The sequence below is a fragment of the Winogradskyella wichelsiae genome (assembly GCF_013403925.1).
Taxonomy (GTDB): Bacteria; Bacteroidota; Bacteroidia; order Flavobacteriales; family Flavobacteriaceae; genus Winogradskyella; species Winogradskyella wichelsiae.
Genome location: NZ_JABFDJ010000002.1, coordinates 671,038 through 690,891, shown reverse-complemented (window position 1 = coordinate 690,891; position 19,854 = coordinate 671,038). Strand labels below are relative to the sequence as shown.

General features: G+C 30.9%; 14 protein-coding genes. 2 read left to right on the top strand and 12 right to left on the bottom strand.

Annotated features, from left to right (window positions below):
* Window positions 1–3 precede the first annotated feature (3 nt).
* The 3 genes from HM985_RS06635 to HM985_RS06625 are packed head-to-tail and all read right to left on the bottom strand — an operon-like array spanning window position 4 to window position 4,094.
* Window positions 4–1,695, bottom strand: coding sequence for a DUF6909 family protein (locus tag HM985_RS06635; protein ID WP_179375488.1), 1,692 nt, complete (start codon window positions 1,693–1,695; stop codon window positions 4–6).
* Window positions 1,696–1,722: 27 nt separating this feature from the next.
* Complete coding sequence (locus HM985_RS06630; RefSeq protein ID WP_179375487.1) at window positions 1,723–3,225, bottom strand: GH3 auxin-responsive promoter family protein; 1,503 nt, start codon at window positions 3,223–3,225, stop codon at window positions 1,723–1,725.
* Window positions 3,225–4,094 (bottom strand): M23 family metallopeptidase, encoded by an 870-nt coding sequence (locus HM985_RS06625; protein ID WP_179375486.1) that lies wholly within the window; start codon window positions 4,092–4,094, stop codon window positions 3,225–3,227. Before HM985_RS06625 ends, HM985_RS06630 begins: the two co-directional genes overlap by 1 nt.
* A gap of 115 nt (window positions 4,095–4,209) precedes the next feature.
* On the opposite strand from HM985_RS06625, the gene HM985_RS06620 reads away from it, so the two are divergent.
* Complete coding sequence (locus HM985_RS06620) at window positions 4,210–4,395, top strand: twin-arginine translocase TatA/TatE family subunit (protein ID WP_179375485.1); 186 nt, start codon at window positions 4,210–4,212, stop codon at window positions 4,393–4,395.
* 87 nt (window positions 4,396–4,482) lie between these two features.
* Here HM985_RS06620 and HM985_RS06615 read toward each other — a convergent pair whose 3' ends face one another.
* Genes HM985_RS06615 through HM985_RS06600 form a run of 4 tightly spaced genes read right to left on the bottom strand, consistent with a single transcriptional unit; the run spans window position 4,483 to window position 9,231 of the window.
* Window positions 4,483–5,463 (bottom strand): DUF4837 family protein, encoded by a 981-nt coding sequence (locus HM985_RS06615; RefSeq protein WP_179375484.1) that lies wholly within the window; start codon window positions 5,461–5,463, stop codon window positions 4,483–4,485.
* A 23-nt stretch (window positions 5,464–5,486) separates the two neighbouring features.
* The gene (locus HM985_RS06610) at window positions 5,487–7,046 is read right to left on the bottom strand and encodes a LysM peptidoglycan-binding domain-containing protein (RefSeq protein WP_179375483.1); all 1,560 of its coding nucleotides are present in this window, start codon (window positions 7,044–7,046) and stop codon (window positions 5,487–5,489) included.
* Between the two features lie 34 nt (window positions 7,047–7,080).
* Window positions 7,081–8,040 (bottom strand): hypothetical protein, encoded by a 960-nt coding sequence (locus tag HM985_RS06605; RefSeq protein ID WP_179375482.1) that lies wholly within the window; start codon window positions 8,038–8,040, stop codon window positions 7,081–7,083.
* Between the two features lie 3 nt (window positions 8,041–8,043).
* Window positions 8,044–9,231 carry a phosphoglycerate kinase gene (locus HM985_RS06600; protein WP_179375481.1) on the bottom strand — a complete coding sequence of 396 codons (1,188 nt, stop codon included), beginning with the start codon at window positions 9,229–9,231 and terminating at the stop codon, window positions 8,044–8,046.
* A gap of 178 nt (window positions 9,232–9,409) precedes the next feature.
* Here HM985_RS06600 and HM985_RS06595 point away from each other — a divergent pair, with 178 nt between their 5' ends.
* Complete coding sequence (locus HM985_RS06595; RefSeq protein WP_179375480.1) at window positions 9,410–10,570, top strand: DNA polymerase III subunit; 1,161 nt, start codon at window positions 9,410–9,412, stop codon at window positions 10,568–10,570.
* Between the two features lie 37 nt (window positions 10,571–10,607).
* On the opposite strand, the gene HM985_RS06590 is transcribed toward HM985_RS06595, so the two are convergent.
* The 5 genes from HM985_RS06590 to HM985_RS06570 form a co-directional block, all read right to left on the bottom strand.
* The gene (locus tag HM985_RS06590) at window positions 10,608–11,129 is read right to left on the bottom strand and encodes an OmpH family outer membrane protein (protein ID WP_179375479.1); all 522 of its coding nucleotides are present in this window, start codon (window positions 11,127–11,129) and stop codon (window positions 10,608–10,610) included.
* A gap of 212 nt (window positions 11,130–11,341) precedes the next feature.
* On the bottom strand, window positions 11,342–12,199 hold the full coding sequence (locus tag HM985_RS06585; protein ID WP_179375622.1) for a class I SAM-dependent methyltransferase: 858 nt from the start codon (window positions 12,197–12,199) through the stop codon (window positions 11,342–11,344).
* A 1,380-nt stretch (window positions 12,200–13,579) separates the two neighbouring features.
* Window positions 13,580–15,451 carry a tRNA uridine-5-carboxymethylaminomethyl(34) synthesis enzyme MnmG gene (gene mnmG / locus HM985_RS06580; protein WP_179375478.1) on the bottom strand — a complete coding sequence of 624 codons (1,872 nt, stop codon included), beginning with the start codon at window positions 15,449–15,451 and terminating at the stop codon, window positions 13,580–13,582.
* Between the two features lie 127 nt (window positions 15,452–15,578).
* Entirely contained in the window at window positions 15,579–15,992 is a 414-nt protein-coding gene (ybeY, locus tag HM985_RS06575; protein WP_179375477.1) for an rRNA maturation RNase YbeY, read from the bottom strand.
* Window positions 15,985–19,584 (bottom strand): collagen-like triple helix repeat-containing protein, encoded by a 3,600-nt coding sequence (locus tag HM985_RS06570; protein ID WP_179375476.1) that lies wholly within the window; start codon window positions 19,582–19,584, stop codon window positions 15,985–15,987. Before HM985_RS06570 ends, ybeY begins: the two co-directional genes overlap by 8 nt.
* Between the last annotated feature and the right edge of the window lie 270 nt (window positions 19,585–19,854).

The following is a 19,854-nucleotide window of genomic DNA, read 5'->3' as shown; positions in this document are numbered from 1 at the left end:
TTCTTAAGAATTAAATATTTGTTCTATTATTTTTTTTGTGATTACATATGTTGGTTTTACACCTGAAGTGCCTAAACCACCAGAAGCTAATGTTCCACCCGTTTCTAATGGATTATCACTAGCGTAATAGGCGTATCTTACTTTTACATCTTCATTTATATTTCCTCTAACCCTAGAGGCAGCTTGTATTGCTTTTTGATAGTGTGCTCCTTCCATCTCCAAACCGATAACGTTCCAAGTCGATTTTTTAAAGAATTTTAAAATTTCTTTATTCTGTAACGACGTTCCTAAAACAGTGACCATAGTTCCTTCAACAACAGACACCCCACAGTCTAATAGGTCATCCTTACTCAATTCATTTTTAAATGGATAATTATCTGCCGTACCTTCAAAAATATGAGCATTCGGAATCATCACATCTCCTTTTCCTCCTTGTAAAATACCAGCTTTACCCATAATAGAAATAGATTTTACATTTAAATGTACATCTTCATCCTTTACGGTTATAGGCTTTAATAGCTCATCCAAAGTTTCATAAGCCTGCTCGCCAAAAGCATAATCCATAACTATAAGAACTGCTTTCTTTTCTTTAGCTTCCTCTAAATATTTTAAATCGGTTTTAGAAAAATCTATTTGATCGGTATCAAAAATTTGGATATCTATATTAGTCCCCGAAGTATCTTTGATGGTAATCATTCCGTTTTGCAAAGCTAATTTTTCAACCTTACTTCGTAAATGGCCATTTTTCGATTCACTTAAGGCTTCATAAGTTTGAAAAATATCTTTTTTAGCATCTGCTCCTTTCAGTGCGCCTTTTGCAAATAATGAGTTCATAACACTATGCATATTAGCACTAATGATATGGATTGGTCGTTCTAATAAACCATTTTTATGTAAAGCCGTTTTTATAGTATCTGCCCATATCTCTCCATGGATATGATGCCCTAAACGTTCTCTTAAGACTGGACTAAACGTAATAGTACGTTTTACGTTATTAATAGTTTCTTCAATAGCTAATTTACCTAACCAATATACAATATGAAGTAAACGTTCTGGTTGACTTTCTGTAGCAAATTTTGGATAAGCATCTGTTAATTCGTGAAACGTTCTTCCTAAAATATTTGCGGTATGGGTAATTGCAATTTCGCGTTCTTTTTGAGTTAATTTATTAGAAGATAATACTGCGTTCTCTAATTTTTGCCAATCTCTAACCGTAGAACCATCTTCATCAATAATTACACGCTTACTTATTTTATGAGACTCTACAAATAAGAACGTAAGGTGTGTTAAAATATCATAAATCTCAGAACGTCCTCGTGTGATTTCAATATTCATTTGCTCATCATCTATACGATAACAATTACGTCTTCTTTTTGGTGGGATAATGGCTTTAAAATGTGAATTAGCATAACCTTCATCACTTGTTAAATTGATAAATGTACATTCTTCTATACCTTGAGGTAAACGATCTACAACATAAAGCAGTCCTTCTAGTTCTGCTTTTTCTTCTCCAATTGAACCATATATTTCTGGACGTAAGAGTAATAAAGCCTCACGTAATGTTTCTCCAGAGACTCCCATTGGTTTATAAAAACCACGATTAAAAAGATGACGCATTGTAATATACATGCGCTCTATAGCACTAGAACTTTCTTGTGCTCTTGTTCTTCCTTGTTCTTTTTTTGTTGTCCTCATACATTAGTTTAACCTACAAATATAGGCTTATTTAGTTAAATTAAGTTGGTGTAAGCTGTCTGCAATTTTCCGATCATTAGCCAATCTTGGAATTTTATTTTGACCTCCCAATTTCCCTATTGACTTCATATACGTTTGAAAACCGTCTTTGGTAACTCTTGTAACTTTTAAAGGTTTTAAAACTTTACCTGTAATTAAATCTAAATAGTAACTATTTTGTTTTTGTAACGATTGCTCTAATGCTTCAACTAATTCTTGTATGTTTTCAGGTTCATTTTCAAACTCTATTAACCATTCGTGATAAGGTAAACCTTCGGCAGGACTTATTTGTGGTGCTACCGTAAATTCGTTTACTGAAATTAACGTGTTTTCGGTAGCTTCTTTTAGCGCTTGCTCTACTTCCTTACCAATAACATGCTCTCCAAAGGCTGAAATAAAATGTTTTATCCTTCCACTAACAATCAGTCTATAGGGTTTTAATGATGTAAACTGAATTGTGTCCCCAATATTGTACGCCCAAAGACCAGCAGTTGTAGAAATAATCATAACATAATTGACGCTTAACTTAACATCTGCAATAGTGATGCGTTTAGGGTTTTCTTCAAAGAAATGTTCAGCTTCTATAAATTCATAAAATATTCCAGAATCTAATTGAAGTAACATTCCTTCTTCATCTTGTTTATCTTGAAAAGCAAAAAAGCCTTCACTTGCTGGGTATAGTTCAATACTATCTACTTTTCTTCCTATTAGATTTTCAAATTTTGCACGATAAGGTTCATAATTAACACCTCCAAAAATGAATAAATTAAAGTTTTGAAAAAGATCTCCAACACTTTTCCCAGATTTCTCTATCAGCTTTTCAAAATACATTTGTACCCAAGGAGGAATTCCCGATATGATACTCATGTCTTCATTAATAGTTTCTTCAACAATGGCATCAATCTTCGTCTCCCAATCTTCAATACAGTTCGTCTTTAAGCTTGGTAATCTGTTTTTTTGAAGATATTTTGGAACAAAATGGGCAACGATTCCTGATAAGCGTCCAAATTTTATGTCATGTTTTTCTTCCAGAATAGGACTCCCTTGCAGAAAAATCATTTTACCATCTACAAATTTTGAATTTCCTGTTTCATTTATATATAACAGAATTGCATTCCTAGCTGCCTCAATATGCGTTGGCATGCTTTCCTTTGTAATTGGTATGTATTTAGCACCAGATGTTGTACCTGAGGTTTTAGCAAAATAGAGCGGTTTCCCTTTCCATAGAATATCTTGTTCACCTGCAACAACACGCTCTACATAAGGTTTTAATTCTTCGTAATCTCTAATAGGAACGTTGCGTTGAAATGCTTCAACAGAATTTATAGAATCAAAATTATGATCTATACCAAAAGTGGTGTGCTTAGCTTCTGAAATTAAATTTCTAAAAACTTTTTGTTGCGTTTCAATTGGTTGAGACGACCATTTATCTATTTTCCTTGCTATAACCTTTGCAAAGATTTTTGAAAGTGCGGCTTTGAATGATGCCATTACTGAAAATTAATAAAATTAGTTGGGTTAACAGAATATCCTTTACTCCAAAGTTCAAAATGCAAATGAGGTCCTGTTGTTAATTCGCCTGAATTACCAGACATGGCTATAACTTCACCAGACTTCACCAAATCTCCCTGAGCTTTCGTTATGGCCGAATTGTGCTTGTAAACCGAAATAAGCTCTCTATTGTGTTCTATTATTACCACGTAACCTGTTTCTACAGTCCACTCAGCAAATATAATTGTACCATCTGCAGTTGCTTTTACAGGTGTATTTAATGGTACGACCACATCTACAGCAAAGTGTTTATCTTTTAAATTATAGCCTTCAGAAATTGTACCGTTTACGGGAGGAAATAAAATATAATTAGATTGATCTCCTGAAGTCTCAAATAAGTTATACTTATCTTCTTTATCTACTTTTTCTCTTAAAATAGAATCTTCTCTATTAGTCGGAACTTGCAAAATATCAAGATCATTTTTAGCAGCCTCTATAATAGAATCTCTATTAAAATCTATAGTTGCAACATCACCTGTTAAGACCTTTCTGATAGACGCATAGTAACGTTTATTCATTTCAAGCTCTTGGACTAATGAATCTGTTTTGTAATTTAATGTTGTAGCTTTCTTTTTTAATTTTGCCGAAGAATAGCCCGGAATATATTCTCGTAATGAAGTAAACGCTATTAACAAAACTGTAAAAAACACAAGTGAAATAGCTGAAATTGAAGATAATATAAAAACATTGAGACGTGTTAATTTTATAGCAAAACGCTCCTCAAAAGTATCTTCATTAAGAATGACTAAGCGATACTTATGCAGCAGCTTTTTGGTGAATTTCTTCTCTTTATTTTTCTTTTTTGCCATTAAAACAAAATTAGTTAAAATACTGAAATAGCACCACCATAAACTCTTAAAGTTGACTAAAGAATACTATTATATAAACTATAATTACTAACTTTGTACTCTAAAATTTAAAATTATGATTTTCAGCAATATATTTTTATTCATTGGACCATGGCAATATGTAATTATTGGTCTTGCAATACTTTTATTGTTTGGTGGTAAAAAAATACCTGAATTAATGAAAGGATTGGGTAGCGGAATTAAAGAATTTAAAGATGCTAGTAAAGAAGAAGAATCTACTGATCTTAAAAAGAAAGAATAACATTTTACTCTTCTCTTATAGGAATAAAAAAGAGGCTATCTAAATATATTTAGATAGCCTCTTTTTCTTTTATTAGTAATCAAATATTTATTTAATTGACATAGATTTAATCATAGCCTCTAATTCAAAGATATAATCACGTTTCTCTAATGAAGGTGCATAAACATAACCATCTGCAATAATGTAACGGTTGTTAACTTTATCTTCAATGGCATAAGTAATAAACGGACCTGCCATTGTAAAACCATTCATGATCCACATACCTCTTACTTCATAAGCAGGTTTGTTATCTATAATTGCTTCAAACATAGATGGTGCATAAGCATCTTCAACTTCCATATAAATACCGTCTTCACCAGGAATTTTAGTTTTTGTAATCTGATTTCTCATCTTAACAATATCTATAATTGTACTATCGCTTCTAGAAATCGTTTCCATTGGAACGGTATACAGCATTAAATCAATGGTTTTTGTATTACTTAAATTTTTTCTAATCCAGAAAAAATCTTCGTCTGACTTAGCAATATTATAAGCCGAAGGAATATCTATAGCGATACCTAATTTGTTCTCAATTACCTTATCATCTAATGGAGATAAATTAATACGTCTTAATTTCTCTTTAACTTCTTCTTTGTTAAAAGCATCAATTATTTTACTCTTATTTTCTTCTAATTCCTTTATAATATCTTGGTTTGTTTTACCGCCTACAACGGCTACCGTTTGAGGTTTTGCGAATGCTTCATGCATAATTTTAGTTGTAGTTTCTGCATTTCCTTTTTCAATTTTTAATACAATTCTACTTCGTGCAGCAAAACCATCAAAAACTTGTGTCGGGATTTGTTTTATGTTAAACATTGGCTCTTCTGTAGGCAAACCATCTAAAGGTGCTGCAAAAATGTTTCTTATAGCCTCACCGACTTCACCTTCCCAAACAATATTATCTGCCACTATAGATATGGTATTTAAATTTCCGTTAGAACTTGGTAAATAAATTTGATTATCGTTCTCCTTTTTATCTCCACATGCTAATAGTAACACACAAAATAATACAGTATAAAAAGCTTTCATAATTTAATGTTTTAGTTGGGTTATTATTTAGACACAACAAGTGTCATTCCTATTTTGAGTTTATTATCACTAATATCGTTCCAATCTTTAATATTATCCACAGAAACTCCAGGAAATTTTTGAGCAATGCTCCAAAGTGAATCCCCAGACACTACTTTATAAACTTGTTTTCCTGCTGTATTTATTACTTTTTTAGGTTTCTCAACAGTTTTGGTAACTCCATGATTTTTAGGAAAAATAGTAAGTCTCTGTCCTATTTTTAAACTGTGACTTCTAAGACCGTTCCATTGTTTTATTTGACTTACCCTTACCCCATATTTTCTTGCAATTTTACCTAGATAATCTCCACTCCTTACTCTATAAGTAATTTTACTATCTGCTTTTATGAGTTCTGGTAAAGGTTTTTCTCGCTTATTAAATTCTGCATTTGCAAACGCATAAATTCGATCTTCATTAGTGACAAATGTACCAATCGCTGTTCTAGGCAATCTTAAGGTGTAGATTTTGCCTTCAACCTTTGGAATTATATCTAATTTATATGAAGGGTTTAAAAACTGTAGTTCTTCTATTTTTATACCTGTAGCTTCAGATACATGATTTAAAGAAATCATTTGTTTAACGTGTACCGTGTCTGTTTGAATTAATTGAAAATCTGGTCGTTCTGGTTTAAAACCATGTTCTTCTGCATATTCAAAAATATACATTGTTGCTAAAAAAGCAGGTACATACCCTGCTGTTTCTCTCGGTAAATTATGCCGAATATTCCAATAATTGGTAGCTCCATTAGAGCGTCTAATAGCTTTATTTACATTTCCTGGTCCTGAATTATAGGCTGCTAATGCTAAGTCCCAATCATTAAATATACGATATACTCTGTTTAAATACTCTGCTGCTGCAGTTGTTGCTTTTATAGGATCGCTACGGTCATCTACATAACTACTCACCTCTAAACCATGTTCTTTTCCTGTTCCGTACATAAATTGCCATAAACCTGTTGCACCAACTCTAGATCTTGCTCTAGGTTTTAAAGCAGATTCTACAATAGCAAGATATTTCATCTCTAAGGGAATATCATGATTAGCAAATTCTTGCTCGAACATGGGGAAATAAAAATGACTTAATCCCATTAATTTTTCAAATGATCGATGCCTATGTTTTAAGTAGCTTTTAATTACATTTTCTAAAGATTCGTTATATTCTACATTAAATGGCGTTCTAGCGTTTAAACGCTCTAATCTTGCCTTTAAAGTATCTGTAGAAAGCTCTGGATAATCTACATGTTTATAAGTCATTTCTGATACAGATTTATAGATGGTATCAAAAAGTGAGTTATTATATAGTTCTTCTAACCATTTTTTATCTAACTCTGCAGCTTCAGGTAAATCTAAAAGGTCTTTAATATCTAAACTATCTTTAATAGCCTTGATATTCTTATCTGTTTTAAACAGTTTACCATCTAAAACAGCTCCTTTATTCTCTTTTGTTTCAGATGATTTCTGTAGAGTACTATCCGTTTTTGTTTGTGCTACAATATGAGCACTAAAAATAGTTGTACAAAAAAATAATACTATTACACGTAGCATAGTCAAATAACGTTTATTAATTTAATCGAATTGATTAATTTGGTTTAAAATAAAAAATTGGGGAATTTCTAGAATGAGGCTCTCCTTCTACACCTTGCCGTAATAACTCACCAGTAGTGGTATTTATTGTTCCTACTTCTTCTCTAACATCTCCGTTTACAAAATATTCAAAAGCACTCTCTTCTGTATCGTAACCTGTTGATGCCCTTCCTATAAAAGCATATTCATCAGAATTATCAGTAATTAAATTACCTTCTAAATCTGTTAAATATTCATGGACTTCATAGCTAATTTCTTTTCGACCAATTAGGTATTGATGATCTTCATTTCCGAAGCTTTTAAAAAAGTTGTAATTAAAATTAGTATGCTCTCCGATTAAACTAAAAGTATCTAAATCGATAATCTTAGTTTTTTGAGTTGAAGAATTAAATACATCTTGAATTATAACTAGCTTATTAGATTCTTGCAGATAACTAATTCCTTCTATGCCAAAATTAGCGACAGCAAATGATGAAGTTAGATTTTGAGTTTCAACCAATGATCCACTTTCAAAGGTTTTTAAAAGAATATTTGAGTCGTCTTCTGTAACTAAAAAATGATATCTGTTTTCTGATTCCATAAAGACGCCAGACATCAAATAATCATTTTCATCGAAATTAATAATAGAAGATTGAACCGTATAATTATAATCTCTATTCTCGTACAAATCTTGTAAATCGATGTAATTCAACATAAAACCTGAATAAAAATCACTTCTAGAAATGAAGTACAGCCTCTTAGATTGTATTTCATTATAATAGCCTAAAATGCTCAAATAATACTCAGAAGAGCTACTTTCAAAAATCACCTTATTTGTTTGGTCACCTATGAAAACGAGATCTCCATCATAATCTAAGAGCACTTTATATCTTATATCTGTTACTTCAGAAGTTTTATCATCAGAATCACAGCTAAAAAAGAAAAATAATAAAAAGATGTACTTAAACAACTTCATATATTAGTCTAATATCGCAGCAATACCAGGTAAAGTTTTACCTTCTAGACTTTCTAACATTGCACCACCACCGGTACTTACATAACTTACTTTCTTTTCAAAACCAAATTGTTTTACAGCAGCAACAGAATCTCCACCACCTACTAAAGAAAACGCTCCGTTTTTGGTAGCATTTGCTATAGAGTTTCCTAATTCAATAGTTCCGTTAGCAAAACTTTCTAATTCAAATACACCTAAAGGTCCATTCCAAAGAATTGTTTTACATTGGTTAACAACAGTATCAAAAATCTTAATAGATTTTGGTCCTGCATCTAAACCTTCCCAACCATCAGGAATTTCATAAACATCACAAAATTGTGTATTTGCAGTATTGCTAAAACTATCCGCTGCAACTACGTCTACAGGTAAATGGATTTTAACACCTTTTGCTTCAGCTTGCTTTAAAATATCTAAAGCTAATTCCATTTTGTCATCTTCACAAATAGAATTACCAACTTTTCCGCCTTGAGCTTTAACGAAAGTAAAAGTCATACCTCCACCAATGATTAAGTGATCTACTTTATCTAAAATATTCTCAATTACTGTGATTTTTGAAGAAACTTTTGCACCACCAAGTATGGCTAGAACTGGTTTCTCACCATCTTCCATCACTTTTTTAATGCTTTCAATTTCTTTAGCTAAAAGAAGACCAAAACATTTTGTTTCAGGAAAAAATTCAGCTACAATTGTAGTAGAAGCATGTGCTCTGTGTGCTGTACCAAAGGCATCATTAACATATATATCACCTAACTTAGATAACTGTTCAGCAAATTTTTTATCTCCTTGTTTCTCTTCTTCATGGAAACGTAAATTTTCAAGTAATAAAATTTCACCTGGTTTTAAAGCTGCTGCTTTTTCTTCTGCTTCTTGTCCAACACAGTTGCTAGCAAATTTTACTTCAACACCTAAAATATCTTCAATTTTTGGAATAATGTGCTTTAATGAAAACTCATCTTGAACACCTTTTGGTCGTCCTAAATGCGACATTAAAACGCAGCTTCCTCCGTCTTCTAAAATTTTAATAATTGTTGGTTTTGCAGATACAATTCTTGTAGCATCAGTAACTTCAAAATTGTCATTTAACGGTACGTTAAAATCTACTCTGATTAATGCTTTCTTATCTTTAAAATTAAAGTCGTTTAATGTTTTCATGGTATATATTTTATAAGACAAATATAAAGATTAGAAACATAAATATTTTATATAGTTTTGCTTAATATCGAATAGTATTTGAATTTAACGTTTAATTTAAATTTGTTCCGTATAAGACGCGAAAGATCTTATAATTAGAGGCCTCGATTTTGAGGTAAAACACAATAGAATCAAAACCATGTTATTTTCTGAAGTTTTAGGTCAACAACACATAAAAAATCACCTTACTACAAGTGTAGATGGTGACAGAATTGCACACGCCCAGCTATTTGTTGGTGCAGAAGGTTCTGGCACCTTACCAATGGCATTAGCCTACGCACAATATATTTTATGTAGTAATACTAATGGCGAAAATACTGGCGGCAAGGATTCTTGCAATATAAAGTTCAAAAACTTCTCGCATCCCGATTTACATTTTGCATTTCCTGTTACGACAAGTGATAAAGTAAAAAGCAAACCTGTCTCTAAATATTATTTAAAAGAATGGCGTCAACTTTTAGACCAACAACCTTACGGAAATCTCTTTGATTGGTACAAACTATTAGGTGTTGATAATAAACAAGGTCAAATTGGTGTTGAAGAAGCACTAGAAGTTGTTAAATCATTGACTCTTAAGTCTTTTGAAGGCGGTCATAAGGTGATGATTATCTGGATGGCTGAAAAGATGAACACAGCCAGCGCCAATAAACTTCTAAAACTAATTGAAGAACCACCAGAAAAAACAGTTTTTATTCTTATTACTGAAGACGAAGGACAGATTATTAATACTATAAAATCGCGTTGTCAGATATTACATTTTCCGCCCTTAGCTGAAGAAGCTATTGTTGAAGGTTTGGTAAAAAACTATCATATTGAAGAAGCTGTTGCCATTAAAATAGCCCATCAGTCTAATGGAAATTACAACAAAGCTTGTGATCTTATTTATAATGATAGTGAAGACATTCAGTTTGAAGAATGGTTTGTTCTTTGGGTACGTTCTGCTTTTAAAGCACGAGGAAACAAAGCTGCTATTCACGATTTAATTTCATGGTCTGAAGACATCGCCAAAACAGGACGTGAAACGCAGAAAAAATTCTTAAGCTTCTGTCTTAACTATTTTAGACAAGCTTTATTATTGAACTATAATGCTAAAGAATTGGTGTATTTAGAACCTAAATCTAAAGATTTTAAACTAGAAAAATTTGCGCCTTTCGTTCACGATAGCAACATACTAGAAATCTCTACTGAACTACAAGACGCTATGTATCACATAGAACGAAACGGTAATTCTAAGATTATTTTAACTGATTTATCCATAAAACTCACCAGATTATTGCATAAAAAAAGTCAAGCTTCATAGCTTGACTTTTTTTTATATCGAATCCTAAAATTGAGTACTATTTTTTCTCTTTATAAGCTGCATTAAGCGCTTCAAGAACTTCTTTAGTTAAATCATTTGTTTCTTTACCATACATAACGCTTCTAGAAGCATCGCTAGTCCCAAAAACATAAGAATATCCATTAGTTTCTGCATATTCTTTTACAAAATCTACAACATCAACAATAGAAGAATCTATTTCTGTTTGAAATTCAGTCTGAAATTTTTGCTGGTCAGCTTTCATTTGCTGCTCTATCATTTGCCATTTTTGTTGAAATGGTTGTGCTGCTTGTTGTTGTTGTTGCTCTGACATACTCGCTAATCGCTGTTGTAATTCTGCAACCTCTTTTTGATAAGCTTGTCCAAGACTATCGCTTTTCTTTTTTGTTGCTTCATCTCTAGCTTGATATTTATCTTCAATATCCAACTTTCCTTGATAATCATTAATTAGTTCAGAATTATTTACAAAACCTGTTTTTTCTGGTTGAGCACAAGATGCTAAAACAACTAATACGCCTAAGCTTAAAAATATTCTCTTCATGATTTATATTAAAATTAATTTTTACAAATGTATAAAAGTTAGATTGTGATTTAGATAAATAATTTAACTATTGCTTTTTTCTATCAAAAAATATAATATTATTGATTAAATCGATCAAAAACAAGCTCAAATAAGACGTTTTAAGAAGCTTTCAAAATATTTGCTTGTAATTATACATTTACACTTTAAATTAAAACTTAGCGCTCTTTGTATTAAGAATTCGTCTTGTTTAGCACGTAAATAAGCGAAGAATACTCATTATTTACGCTTGCTTTACGATTAGAGCGCCAACCTATCCAAAAAGCTTTAAAAGGATTCATAAAACCAGATTTGTATTTTTCTGAAAGCAAACAAACATAATAAGCATCAAATTTCATTGGTAAAGTTTTTACCAATTTCATATTTTCTTTTTTAAATAATTCTGAAATCGATGTTTTTGAGAAATGCCAAAGATGTCTTGGCACATCATAAGCCGCCCAAAAGTTTTTATAGTATTCCGCATCGTAACTTTTATAATTAGGCACAGCAATAACTAAAGTCCCAGTCGGTTTTAAAAGGGATTTAAATAATGCCGTTTGCTTTTCTAAATCAGGTAAATGTTCTAAAACATGCCAAAGCGTAATAACATCAAAAGAGTTTGGTTCAAAACTCTCTAAGACTTTTGGTTCAAATACTGTATCATTTGTTTTTGAATTTGCGATTTTTCTAGCGTTTTCATCGGGTTCAATTCCTGTAATCTTCCACCCTCCTTTTAATGCTGTTTGTAAAAAATCACCAGTTCCGCAACCAATATCTAATAGTGTTTTAGACTCAGATTGAAACGAATTAATCAGTTTTAGTTTACGTTTTAGAGAAATTCCTCTTACATAATGGTAAGCATATTCTAACAAATTACGCTTAGTATCTGTGTGCGAAATATAGTCTTCACTTTTATAATATGCAGATAACTTTTCTCCTTTAGGTTCCGGAAATGTTTCTAACATATCTAACTCCTCGTTATACAATAACCGAAATTCTTCCTTAGAAACAGAGTGATCTTTTAAAGTAATGTATGTTGATTTATTTTCTATCACGAGTATAAAGTGTTTGAATCTTATTGAATTTTGTTTGACTTGAATTCTTTTAATTTTTGAGTTTAGAAGAAAAATGGAATCATATCTTATCCTTTTTCAATCTAAATCTTATAAAAAAAACTCCTATTTATTATATGTTATTTTCTAATTTAAGACTTAATGATCTAAAAAAATCATCAAATTTAAGTCTGTAGCTTTCTTTTTATTGAAGCGTTAATCACAATAGAAACACGTTGAAAAATTAAAAAATGAATAAATCTGATATAAAAACCTCTCAAAAAATTTAGTGAAACTTACTTTTAAAACGTATTAATTTTGATGATTTTCACTAAATCCTACCCCCTATTTCAGAATATTATTAAAATTAAAAAGGCTAAAACAGATTAAAATACAATATAATGTTCCACGTGTAACATTTTAATTTACTAGAAACAGACAATATATTTCTGTTTTAAACCCTTTAAAACAATACTCCTTTTTAGCTTCTTTTTTTTAAAATAATCAAATACAAATATCAAAACCACATTAAAAATCAGTGAAATTCATTTTTAAAAAACACTAATCCTGACAGTTTCTACTAAATTCCCTCCCTTATTTCAGAATATTATTAATATTAAAAAGATAAAAAAGACTCACATTGTTCCACGTGTAACATTTTAATTAAGTAGAAATAGACAATATATTTCTATTTTTAATCTAGTAAAACTCTGCTATATTTTAATTCATTTTTGAAAACAACCCTATTTAAAGAAACAAAATTATCAGATATAAATAGCAAAACCTCTTTAAAAATTAGTAAAATTTACTTTTAAGAAATATTAACCCTGACAATTTTCACTAAACTCTATCGCCTATTTCAACACATTATTAAAATTAACCAGGTTAAAAACAGATTAAAATACGACACCTTGTTCCACGTGTAACATTCTAATTTAATAGAAATAGATAATAATTTTTAGTTTTCAAACCTTTAAAACAATACATATTTTTACTTTATAGAGAAAATACCACCTTAAAAAAAGCACATAAAAACTATCTCATTTTAGAAAAACACGAGCTTCAAATTAAAAAACAACTGAAATAAACAGGTTAAATTTCTATATAAAAACTACCAATCACATTGTAAAAACACCTATTAAATCATCTATTTAAAACTATAAATATTAAATTTTAAAGTTGCTTTTCAAACTAAATTATACCGATTTCAAGACGAAATAACTAAAATAAAGAAGCTTTAAAACACTTTAAAAAGAATAAAAAATGTTTAAAAAAACTCATTTCAGAGTATAAAGAGTGAATAAATATCAAATTATTATTTCGTTGTTCCACGTGGAACAACGAAATAATAACACAAAAAAACTACTAATCCAACATTAATTATCTACCTAAATAAACCAATAAAACAGAAATATCATTAGGTGAAACACCACTTATTCTTGATGCTTGAGATATGGTAACAGGCTCTATTTTCGCTAATTTTTGCCTTGCTTCTATACTCATAGATTTCAATTTTGAATAATCAAAACCAGCTGGTATTTTTAAATTTTCTAGTCGATTAAGCTTATCCGCATTGTTCTTTTCCTTCTCAATATAACCCGCATATTTGACTTGAATTTCTGTTTGTTCAATCATTTCTTGATCTAATTCATTAGCCAAAACATAATCATTTACAGCTTTAAATTGCCTAACATCATCGATAGTAATATTCGGTCTAGCATACAATTTAAACATCTTATCTTGCTGTTTAACCGGTGATGAATTCTTAGCTTCTAAGACCGGATTTGCTTCTTCAGGCGTTACACTTGTATCTCTAAAAAACTGTACAAACGCATCAGATTTAGATTGCTTTTCTTCCATACGGTCTAAACGTTTTTTAGACGCTAAACCTAAATCATAACCTTTAGGTGTTAATCTAAAGTCAGCATTATCTTGTCTTAAAAGCGTTCTATATTCAGCTCTTGACGTAAACATCCTATAAGGCTCTTCAGTACCTTTTGTGATTAGATCATCTATTAAAACACCTATATAAGCTTCGTCTCTTTGTAAAGTAAAAGCCTCCTTTTCTTGCACTTTTAAACTTGCATTAATACCCGCCATTAAACCTTGAGAAGCTGCTTCTTCATATCCTGTAGTACCATTAATTTGTCCTGCAAAATACAAGCCTTCAACTAGCTTAGTTTCTAAAGTATGCTTTAACTGTGTAGGCGGAAAATAATCGTATTCAATTGCATAACCAGGTCTAAAGAATTTTACATTTTCAAAACCAACAACAGAACGTAAAGCCTTAAACTGAACATCTTCTGGTAACGATGTAGAGAAACCATTTATATAATATTCACAAGTATTCCAACCTTCAGGTTCCACAAATAATTGATGTCTATCTTTATCTGCAAAGCGATTAATCTTATCTTCTATTGAAGGACAATAACGTGGTCCAACACTTTTAATTCTACCATTAAACATTGGTGAACGATCAAAGCCTTCACGAAGTAAATCGTGCACCAATTCGCTTGTATAAGACATATGACAAGAACGTTGTTTTGTCAACGGTTTTGTAATATCTAAATATGAAAATTTATCTGGATGTTCATCTCCAGGTTGCTCTACCATCTTAGAAAAATCTAAAGATCTTCCATCAACCCTAGGTGGTGTTCCTGTTTTCATTCTTCCAGATTCGAAACCTAAATTAACAAGCTGTTCTGTGATTCCGGTTGCTGCTCTTTCACCTGCTCTACCTCCACCAAAATTCTTATTACCAATATGGATTAAGCCGTTCAAAAAAGTACCGTTTGTAAGTACAACAGACTTCGATTTTATTTCAACACCAAGTGATGTTTTTACACCAACAACTTTATGATTCTCGACTAATAATCCAGAAACCATTTCTTGATAAAAATCTAAATTCTCAGTTCCTTCAAGAAGCATTCTCCAGTCTTCTGCAAAACGCATTCTGTCACTTTGAACTCTTGGACTCCACATTGCAGGTCCTTTAGATTTATTCAACATTTTAAATTGAATGGCAGACGTATCTGAAACAATTCCGCTGTAACCTCCAAGCGCATCAATCTCTCTTACAATTTGACCTTTTGCAATTCCTCCCATTGCAGGATTGCAAGACATCTGTGCAATGTTCTGAAGGTTCATTGTAATTAATAATGTTTTGCTACCCATATTTGCGGCAGCAGCAGCAGCTTCACTACCAGCATGACCAGCACCTACAACTATAACATCGTAAACTTCGTTAAACATATTTATTTTTAATTTTGTTCCACGTGGAACAATTTATTCCTACAAGCGTAGAATTTAAGTTTTACTAATAATTTTTAGCTTGCTATCAACTTTAATAAAATTGAAACAAAGCGTAACTAAACGTTAATTAAAAATTTCGCTTAGCTAAATAATATTCTTCTTTAGAACGCATCATCTTTTCGTCTTCATCATTCTTATCCTTGTAACCACAATAATGTAAAACGCCATGAATAATAACTCTAGAAATTTCGTCCTTAAATAAGGTTTTAAAATCATCTGCGTTTTCTTTTACACGATCTACAGAAATATAAATATCACCATGTAATTCTTTACCTAAAGAATAATCGAAACTGATAACATCGGTTAACGTATCGTGATCTAAAAAATCTACATTTAATTTATGTAAATAATCATCTGAACAAAAAATATAATTGATTTCTCCTTCCTTACAATTTTCTTCAGTAATAGCTTTTGAAATCCATTCTGAAATTTGGTCTGTGTGTTCTAAACTGAACTCGGTTTCGTAATTAAAACTAATCATCTGTGTCTTTAAAATACTCTTGAATTTTCTTTTTAAAATAATCTTGCAAAGGTAGTGCTTGACGATTTAAAATTTCGGTTGTATTGAAATATTGTTTTGCTGTTTCAATTTGATTTGAATTTGACTGATTAAACTCTTGACTGTTTGTTTCAGATTTACGCTTGGTATCTTCACCTTGCATAAATGTAGCATTCTCCATTTTTAATAATTGATGTTGAACATCCATCATTTTTTGAAGCGTCTGATTTGTAAATCCTGTGTTTAATAAATCTAATTCAATCTCCTCCATTTGCTTTATTAATTGACCCGCAGATTGGATGGTTCCATCTTTAGAAATTCGGTCTTCTAAAGCTTGTCTTAATTGTTGTTGTTGTTGGTAAATTTTAAACAGCTCTCCATTTTGTTCTTCACTTCCGCCCTCTCCATAACCATTATTTTTTTCACCTTCTACTTCTCCATTTTCGCCTTCACCTTTGTTTTTTCCATTCTTACCACCCTTGCCATTTTTACCTTCTTTTCCATTTTGGCTACCTTCACCTCCTTCACCGTTTTCTCCAGTCCTTCCTCCTTCACCACTTTTTCCTTCTTGGCCAGATTTACCATTTTCGCCACTTTCTCCTTGCTCACCTTCTTTTCCAGATTTTCCTTTATCACCTGGTTTTTCACCTTCACCTTGTTCGCCTTTTTTACCTTCTTGTCCAGGTTTCTTTCCTTCACCTTCCTTACCCTCTTTTCCTTCTTTACCTGCTTCTTTTTTTATGCCCTCTTCCATTTGTTTATTCAACTCTTCTTGACTCATAATAATATCAGGTAAAGATTCACCATCACCTTTTCCTTGTCCTTTTGAAGGTTGCATGGACATTTCCATATTATCTAAAACTTCACTTAAAAAATTAGCCAATTCATTAGTTGCGGTAACAGCATATTGTTGCGCACCTACTCCTTGGTAAATTCTATTCTCAGTTAAATTTTCTAGAGCCTTGTCTATATTAAAAAATACATCAGATATTTGTTCATTAACTTGTTCAGATATTTTAGGTTGTCTTAATGATAAGGCAAATAAACTATCATCAATGTGCTCAAAATGTTCTCTAAGGTTACTTTGCTCAATAATATACTTTCCGTATTTATTATTATTGACATCTACACGATCAAAAGTATTCATAAGTTCCTCTTGATCAAATGAATAACTTAGTAAATTCTCTAATATTTGACGTAAAGTATCAATATCTTCAGATTGTTGGTCACCACCACCGCCACCACCAGACATCGCTTGGTCCATCATCTCTGCCATTTGCTTCATCTTCTTAGCAGCTTTCTTTTGCTGTTTTTTGGCCTTCTCCTGCTTTTCATTGGCTTCATTAGGCTTTTCTTCACCTTGGTCCTTTTCTTTTTCTTCTAGGGCTTCTTTCGCTTCCCGTTGATCATGATTAATTTCATTCTCTAAAAATTCATCTCTAGGAATATCTACAGATTTTTGAAGTTGTCTATCTTCTCTTTTAAGTTCATCAAGATCTTTTTGAAGTTTCTCGAATTCTTGATTTAGTTTTTCTTGAGCTTCTTTTGTATTTTCATTCTTCTTATCAGAAAGATCTTCTTGTTTCTCTGATAACGTTTTTAATTCTTTAGAAACTTTCTCTGCTTTTTTCATGACATAAAAACGTTTAGTCAATTCTAACAGCTGTTGCATGCTTCGTTTCTTATTTTTGTTTTGTTTGGATAATTCTTCAAGTTTTTGTGTGAACTGTTCTTTGTTAATTTTATTATTTAGTTTTTCAAGTTCCTCTAAAAGCTTTTCATCTTTTTTAAGTTGCGCTTCATTTTCTTTTAAACGTTCTTTTAAATCTTCTTTAAATTGATCGTCTTTCTTTTCGTCCTTTTGAAATTCTTCTAAATTATCTTGAAGTTTTTTGTTGAAATTTTTCATCAACTGTTCTTGATTTTTTTGACGCTTTAAGAAATCTTCAAATTTCTTTTTATCATTAAAATTAAGACTTTCTTTTTCTTTTTGAGTTTTAGATAATTCCTCAAGCTTCTTATCTTGCTCTTCAAGTTTATCAAAAGTTTTACTGATATCCTTTATCGTTTCACTTTGCTCATTTAATTGTTTCTGCTCTTCTTCGCCTTTTGTTAATTTACGATAACTAAACGTTGAACTTTTTGTGCGCTTATAATTATGAATTGCGTCATTATCGAAAACTTCAAAATAAAGTTGGTAGCTCAATCCTTCTTCTAAATTTAATTGATTTGGAAAAGCACTTACAAATTCGCTAAAATTAGAATTAGAGATTGAAATTGGTGAAACCACTTTTTTAGATTCATCTTCTGTTGGATAATACACCAATTGTAATTTAGATAAACCATAATCATCATTGGCTTGTCCGAAAAAATATAAACTTTGTTGATCTATAGAATCTTTTTGAACTTTAATATGTAACTCAGGATAAATATCCTTTACAACATTAATGTTATAAGCTAAATTCTCGTAATCTGTTAAATCTTCATTACTAGTAGTAATGCTATAATTGTAATTTTTATAAAGTTGTTTAGAAGCTTCAAAATTATTGTCAGAATTTAATTTAAAACTCAAAGTGTCTTCTGCATAAATATGAACACTTGTAGTTGCTTTCGTTTTTGCTTTCCATGTTACTTTTGTTCCTTCTGGGATTAAAGCAGAACCTGTACTTTTCAACACTTCATCTTGTTTTTTAGTATGTGAAGGGTAATCTAAAACCATTTCAAAATTAACAAGGTTTGGTGTATTTACAACTGTAAGTTCATAAGGTTTAGACGTTACATCATTAGCCGTTAGTGTAAATTCTACAGCATCTTTTGGTAAACTAAATGTATATTGAAAATTACCAGGACTTACTTGTTGCAGAAAATAAGACTGACCATTAAATTTTATTTGTGCATTCTCAGGTATAACGTTCCCTGCAGTAGATACTTGTAATTTAAAATCTTTATTTTCTACAGCTTGAAGCGATTCATTTAAAACAAAAAACTGAAAAGGTGCAGGTGGTTCATAAGCTGTTTTATAATTTACAACACGTTCATAACTATCACTAAACCAATTAATTTTGCCTGTTATATAAGATAATAATAAAATAGCAACAGGTATAGCTGCATATTTTAGATATTTTGTATTTGATTTAAAATTTATGGCAGTTTTAAAAGGAATGGGCTGTAATTCTAAAGATTTCTGCTCTATACTCGCTAATAATAAATCTGAATGTTGAACGCTTTCATTAAGTTGAAGGACATTTAATAATTTGTCATTAACTTCAGGAAAATGATTTCCTATTAATTTAGAAGCCGTTTCAAAATTAATACCTTTTCTAAATTTGAATAAATGAGATAACGGAATAGCGATAAACTTTACAAAGAGTCCTAATTCTACTAAAATAAAGACCCAGAATAAAATAGTTCTGGCCGTAGAACTCAACCATAAAAAATATTCTACAAGCAAAGTGATTATTAAATATAACAAACCAATGGCGAAAAAAAGGATAGCGCCTTTGAGTAATTCATTGGTATAATACCTTTTAATAAATTCTTCTAGTTTGTGTTTTATGGTTTCAAAATTGCTCATATATTATTCTAACTGACTAAACTACAATTTTATTTTTATTGCAATTACTGCAAAATTGGTAAGATTCTGTTAATAATAAGCCTTTTTGGTGTTAAATAGAGCTGAAATACAATCGTATTTAATTGAAACCATCAAATAATCGAATAATTAACGAGTCTAATTTTAATCACATCTAAAAAACTTAGTGCATCACACTTCCTACTTAACTGCTATAATTTTATCTTTGCACGATATTCTGAAATAAATTCAGATTCACAAACAATTACGATA

Bases quoted from the DNA above. Each gene is read 5' to 3' on its own strand.
- HM985_RS06635 (WP_179375488.1), bottom strand. From the start codon at position 1,695: ATGAGGACAACAAAAAAAGAACAAGGAAGAACAAGAGCACAAGAAAGT.
- HM985_RS06630 (WP_179375487.1), bottom strand. From the start codon at position 3,225: ATGGCATCATTCAAAGCCGCACTTTCAAAAATCTTTGCAAAGGTTATA.
- HM985_RS06625 (WP_179375486.1), bottom strand. From the start codon at position 4,094: ATGGCAAAAAAGAAAAATAAAGAGAAGAAATTCACCAAAAAGCTGCTG.
- HM985_RS06620 (WP_179375485.1), top strand. From the start codon at position 4,210: ATGATTTTCAGCAATATATTTTTATTCATTGGACCATGGCAATATGTA.
- HM985_RS06615 (WP_179375484.1), bottom strand. From the start codon at position 5,463: ATGAAAGCTTTTTATACTGTATTATTTTGTGTGTTACTATTAGCATGT.
- HM985_RS06610 (WP_179375483.1), bottom strand. From the start codon at position 7,046: ATGCTACGTGTAATAGTATTATTTTTTTGTACAACTATTTTTAGTGCT.
- HM985_RS06605 (WP_179375482.1), bottom strand. From the start codon at position 8,040: ATGAAGTTGTTTAAGTACATCTTTTTATTATTTTTCTTTTTTAGCTGT.
- HM985_RS06600 (WP_179375481.1), bottom strand. From the start codon at position 9,231: ATGAAAACATTAAACGACTTTAATTTTAAAGATAAGAAAGCATTAATC.
- HM985_RS06595 (WP_179375480.1), top strand. From the start codon at position 9,410: ATGTTATTTTCTGAAGTTTTAGGTCAACAACACATAAAAAATCACCTT.
- HM985_RS06590 (WP_179375479.1), bottom strand. From the start codon at position 11,129: ATGAAGAGAATATTTTTAAGCTTAGGCGTATTAGTTGTTTTAGCATCT.
- mnmG (WP_179375478.1), bottom strand. From the start codon at position 15,451: ATGTTTAACGAAGTTTACGATGTTATAGTTGTAGGTGCTGGTCATGCT.
- ybeY (WP_179375477.1), bottom strand. From the start codon at position 15,992: ATGATTAGTTTTAATTACGAAACCGAGTTCAGTTTAGAACACACAGAC.
- HM985_RS06570 (WP_179375476.1), bottom strand. From the start codon at position 19,584: ATGAGCAATTTTGAAACCATAAAACACAAACTAGAAGAATTTATTAAA.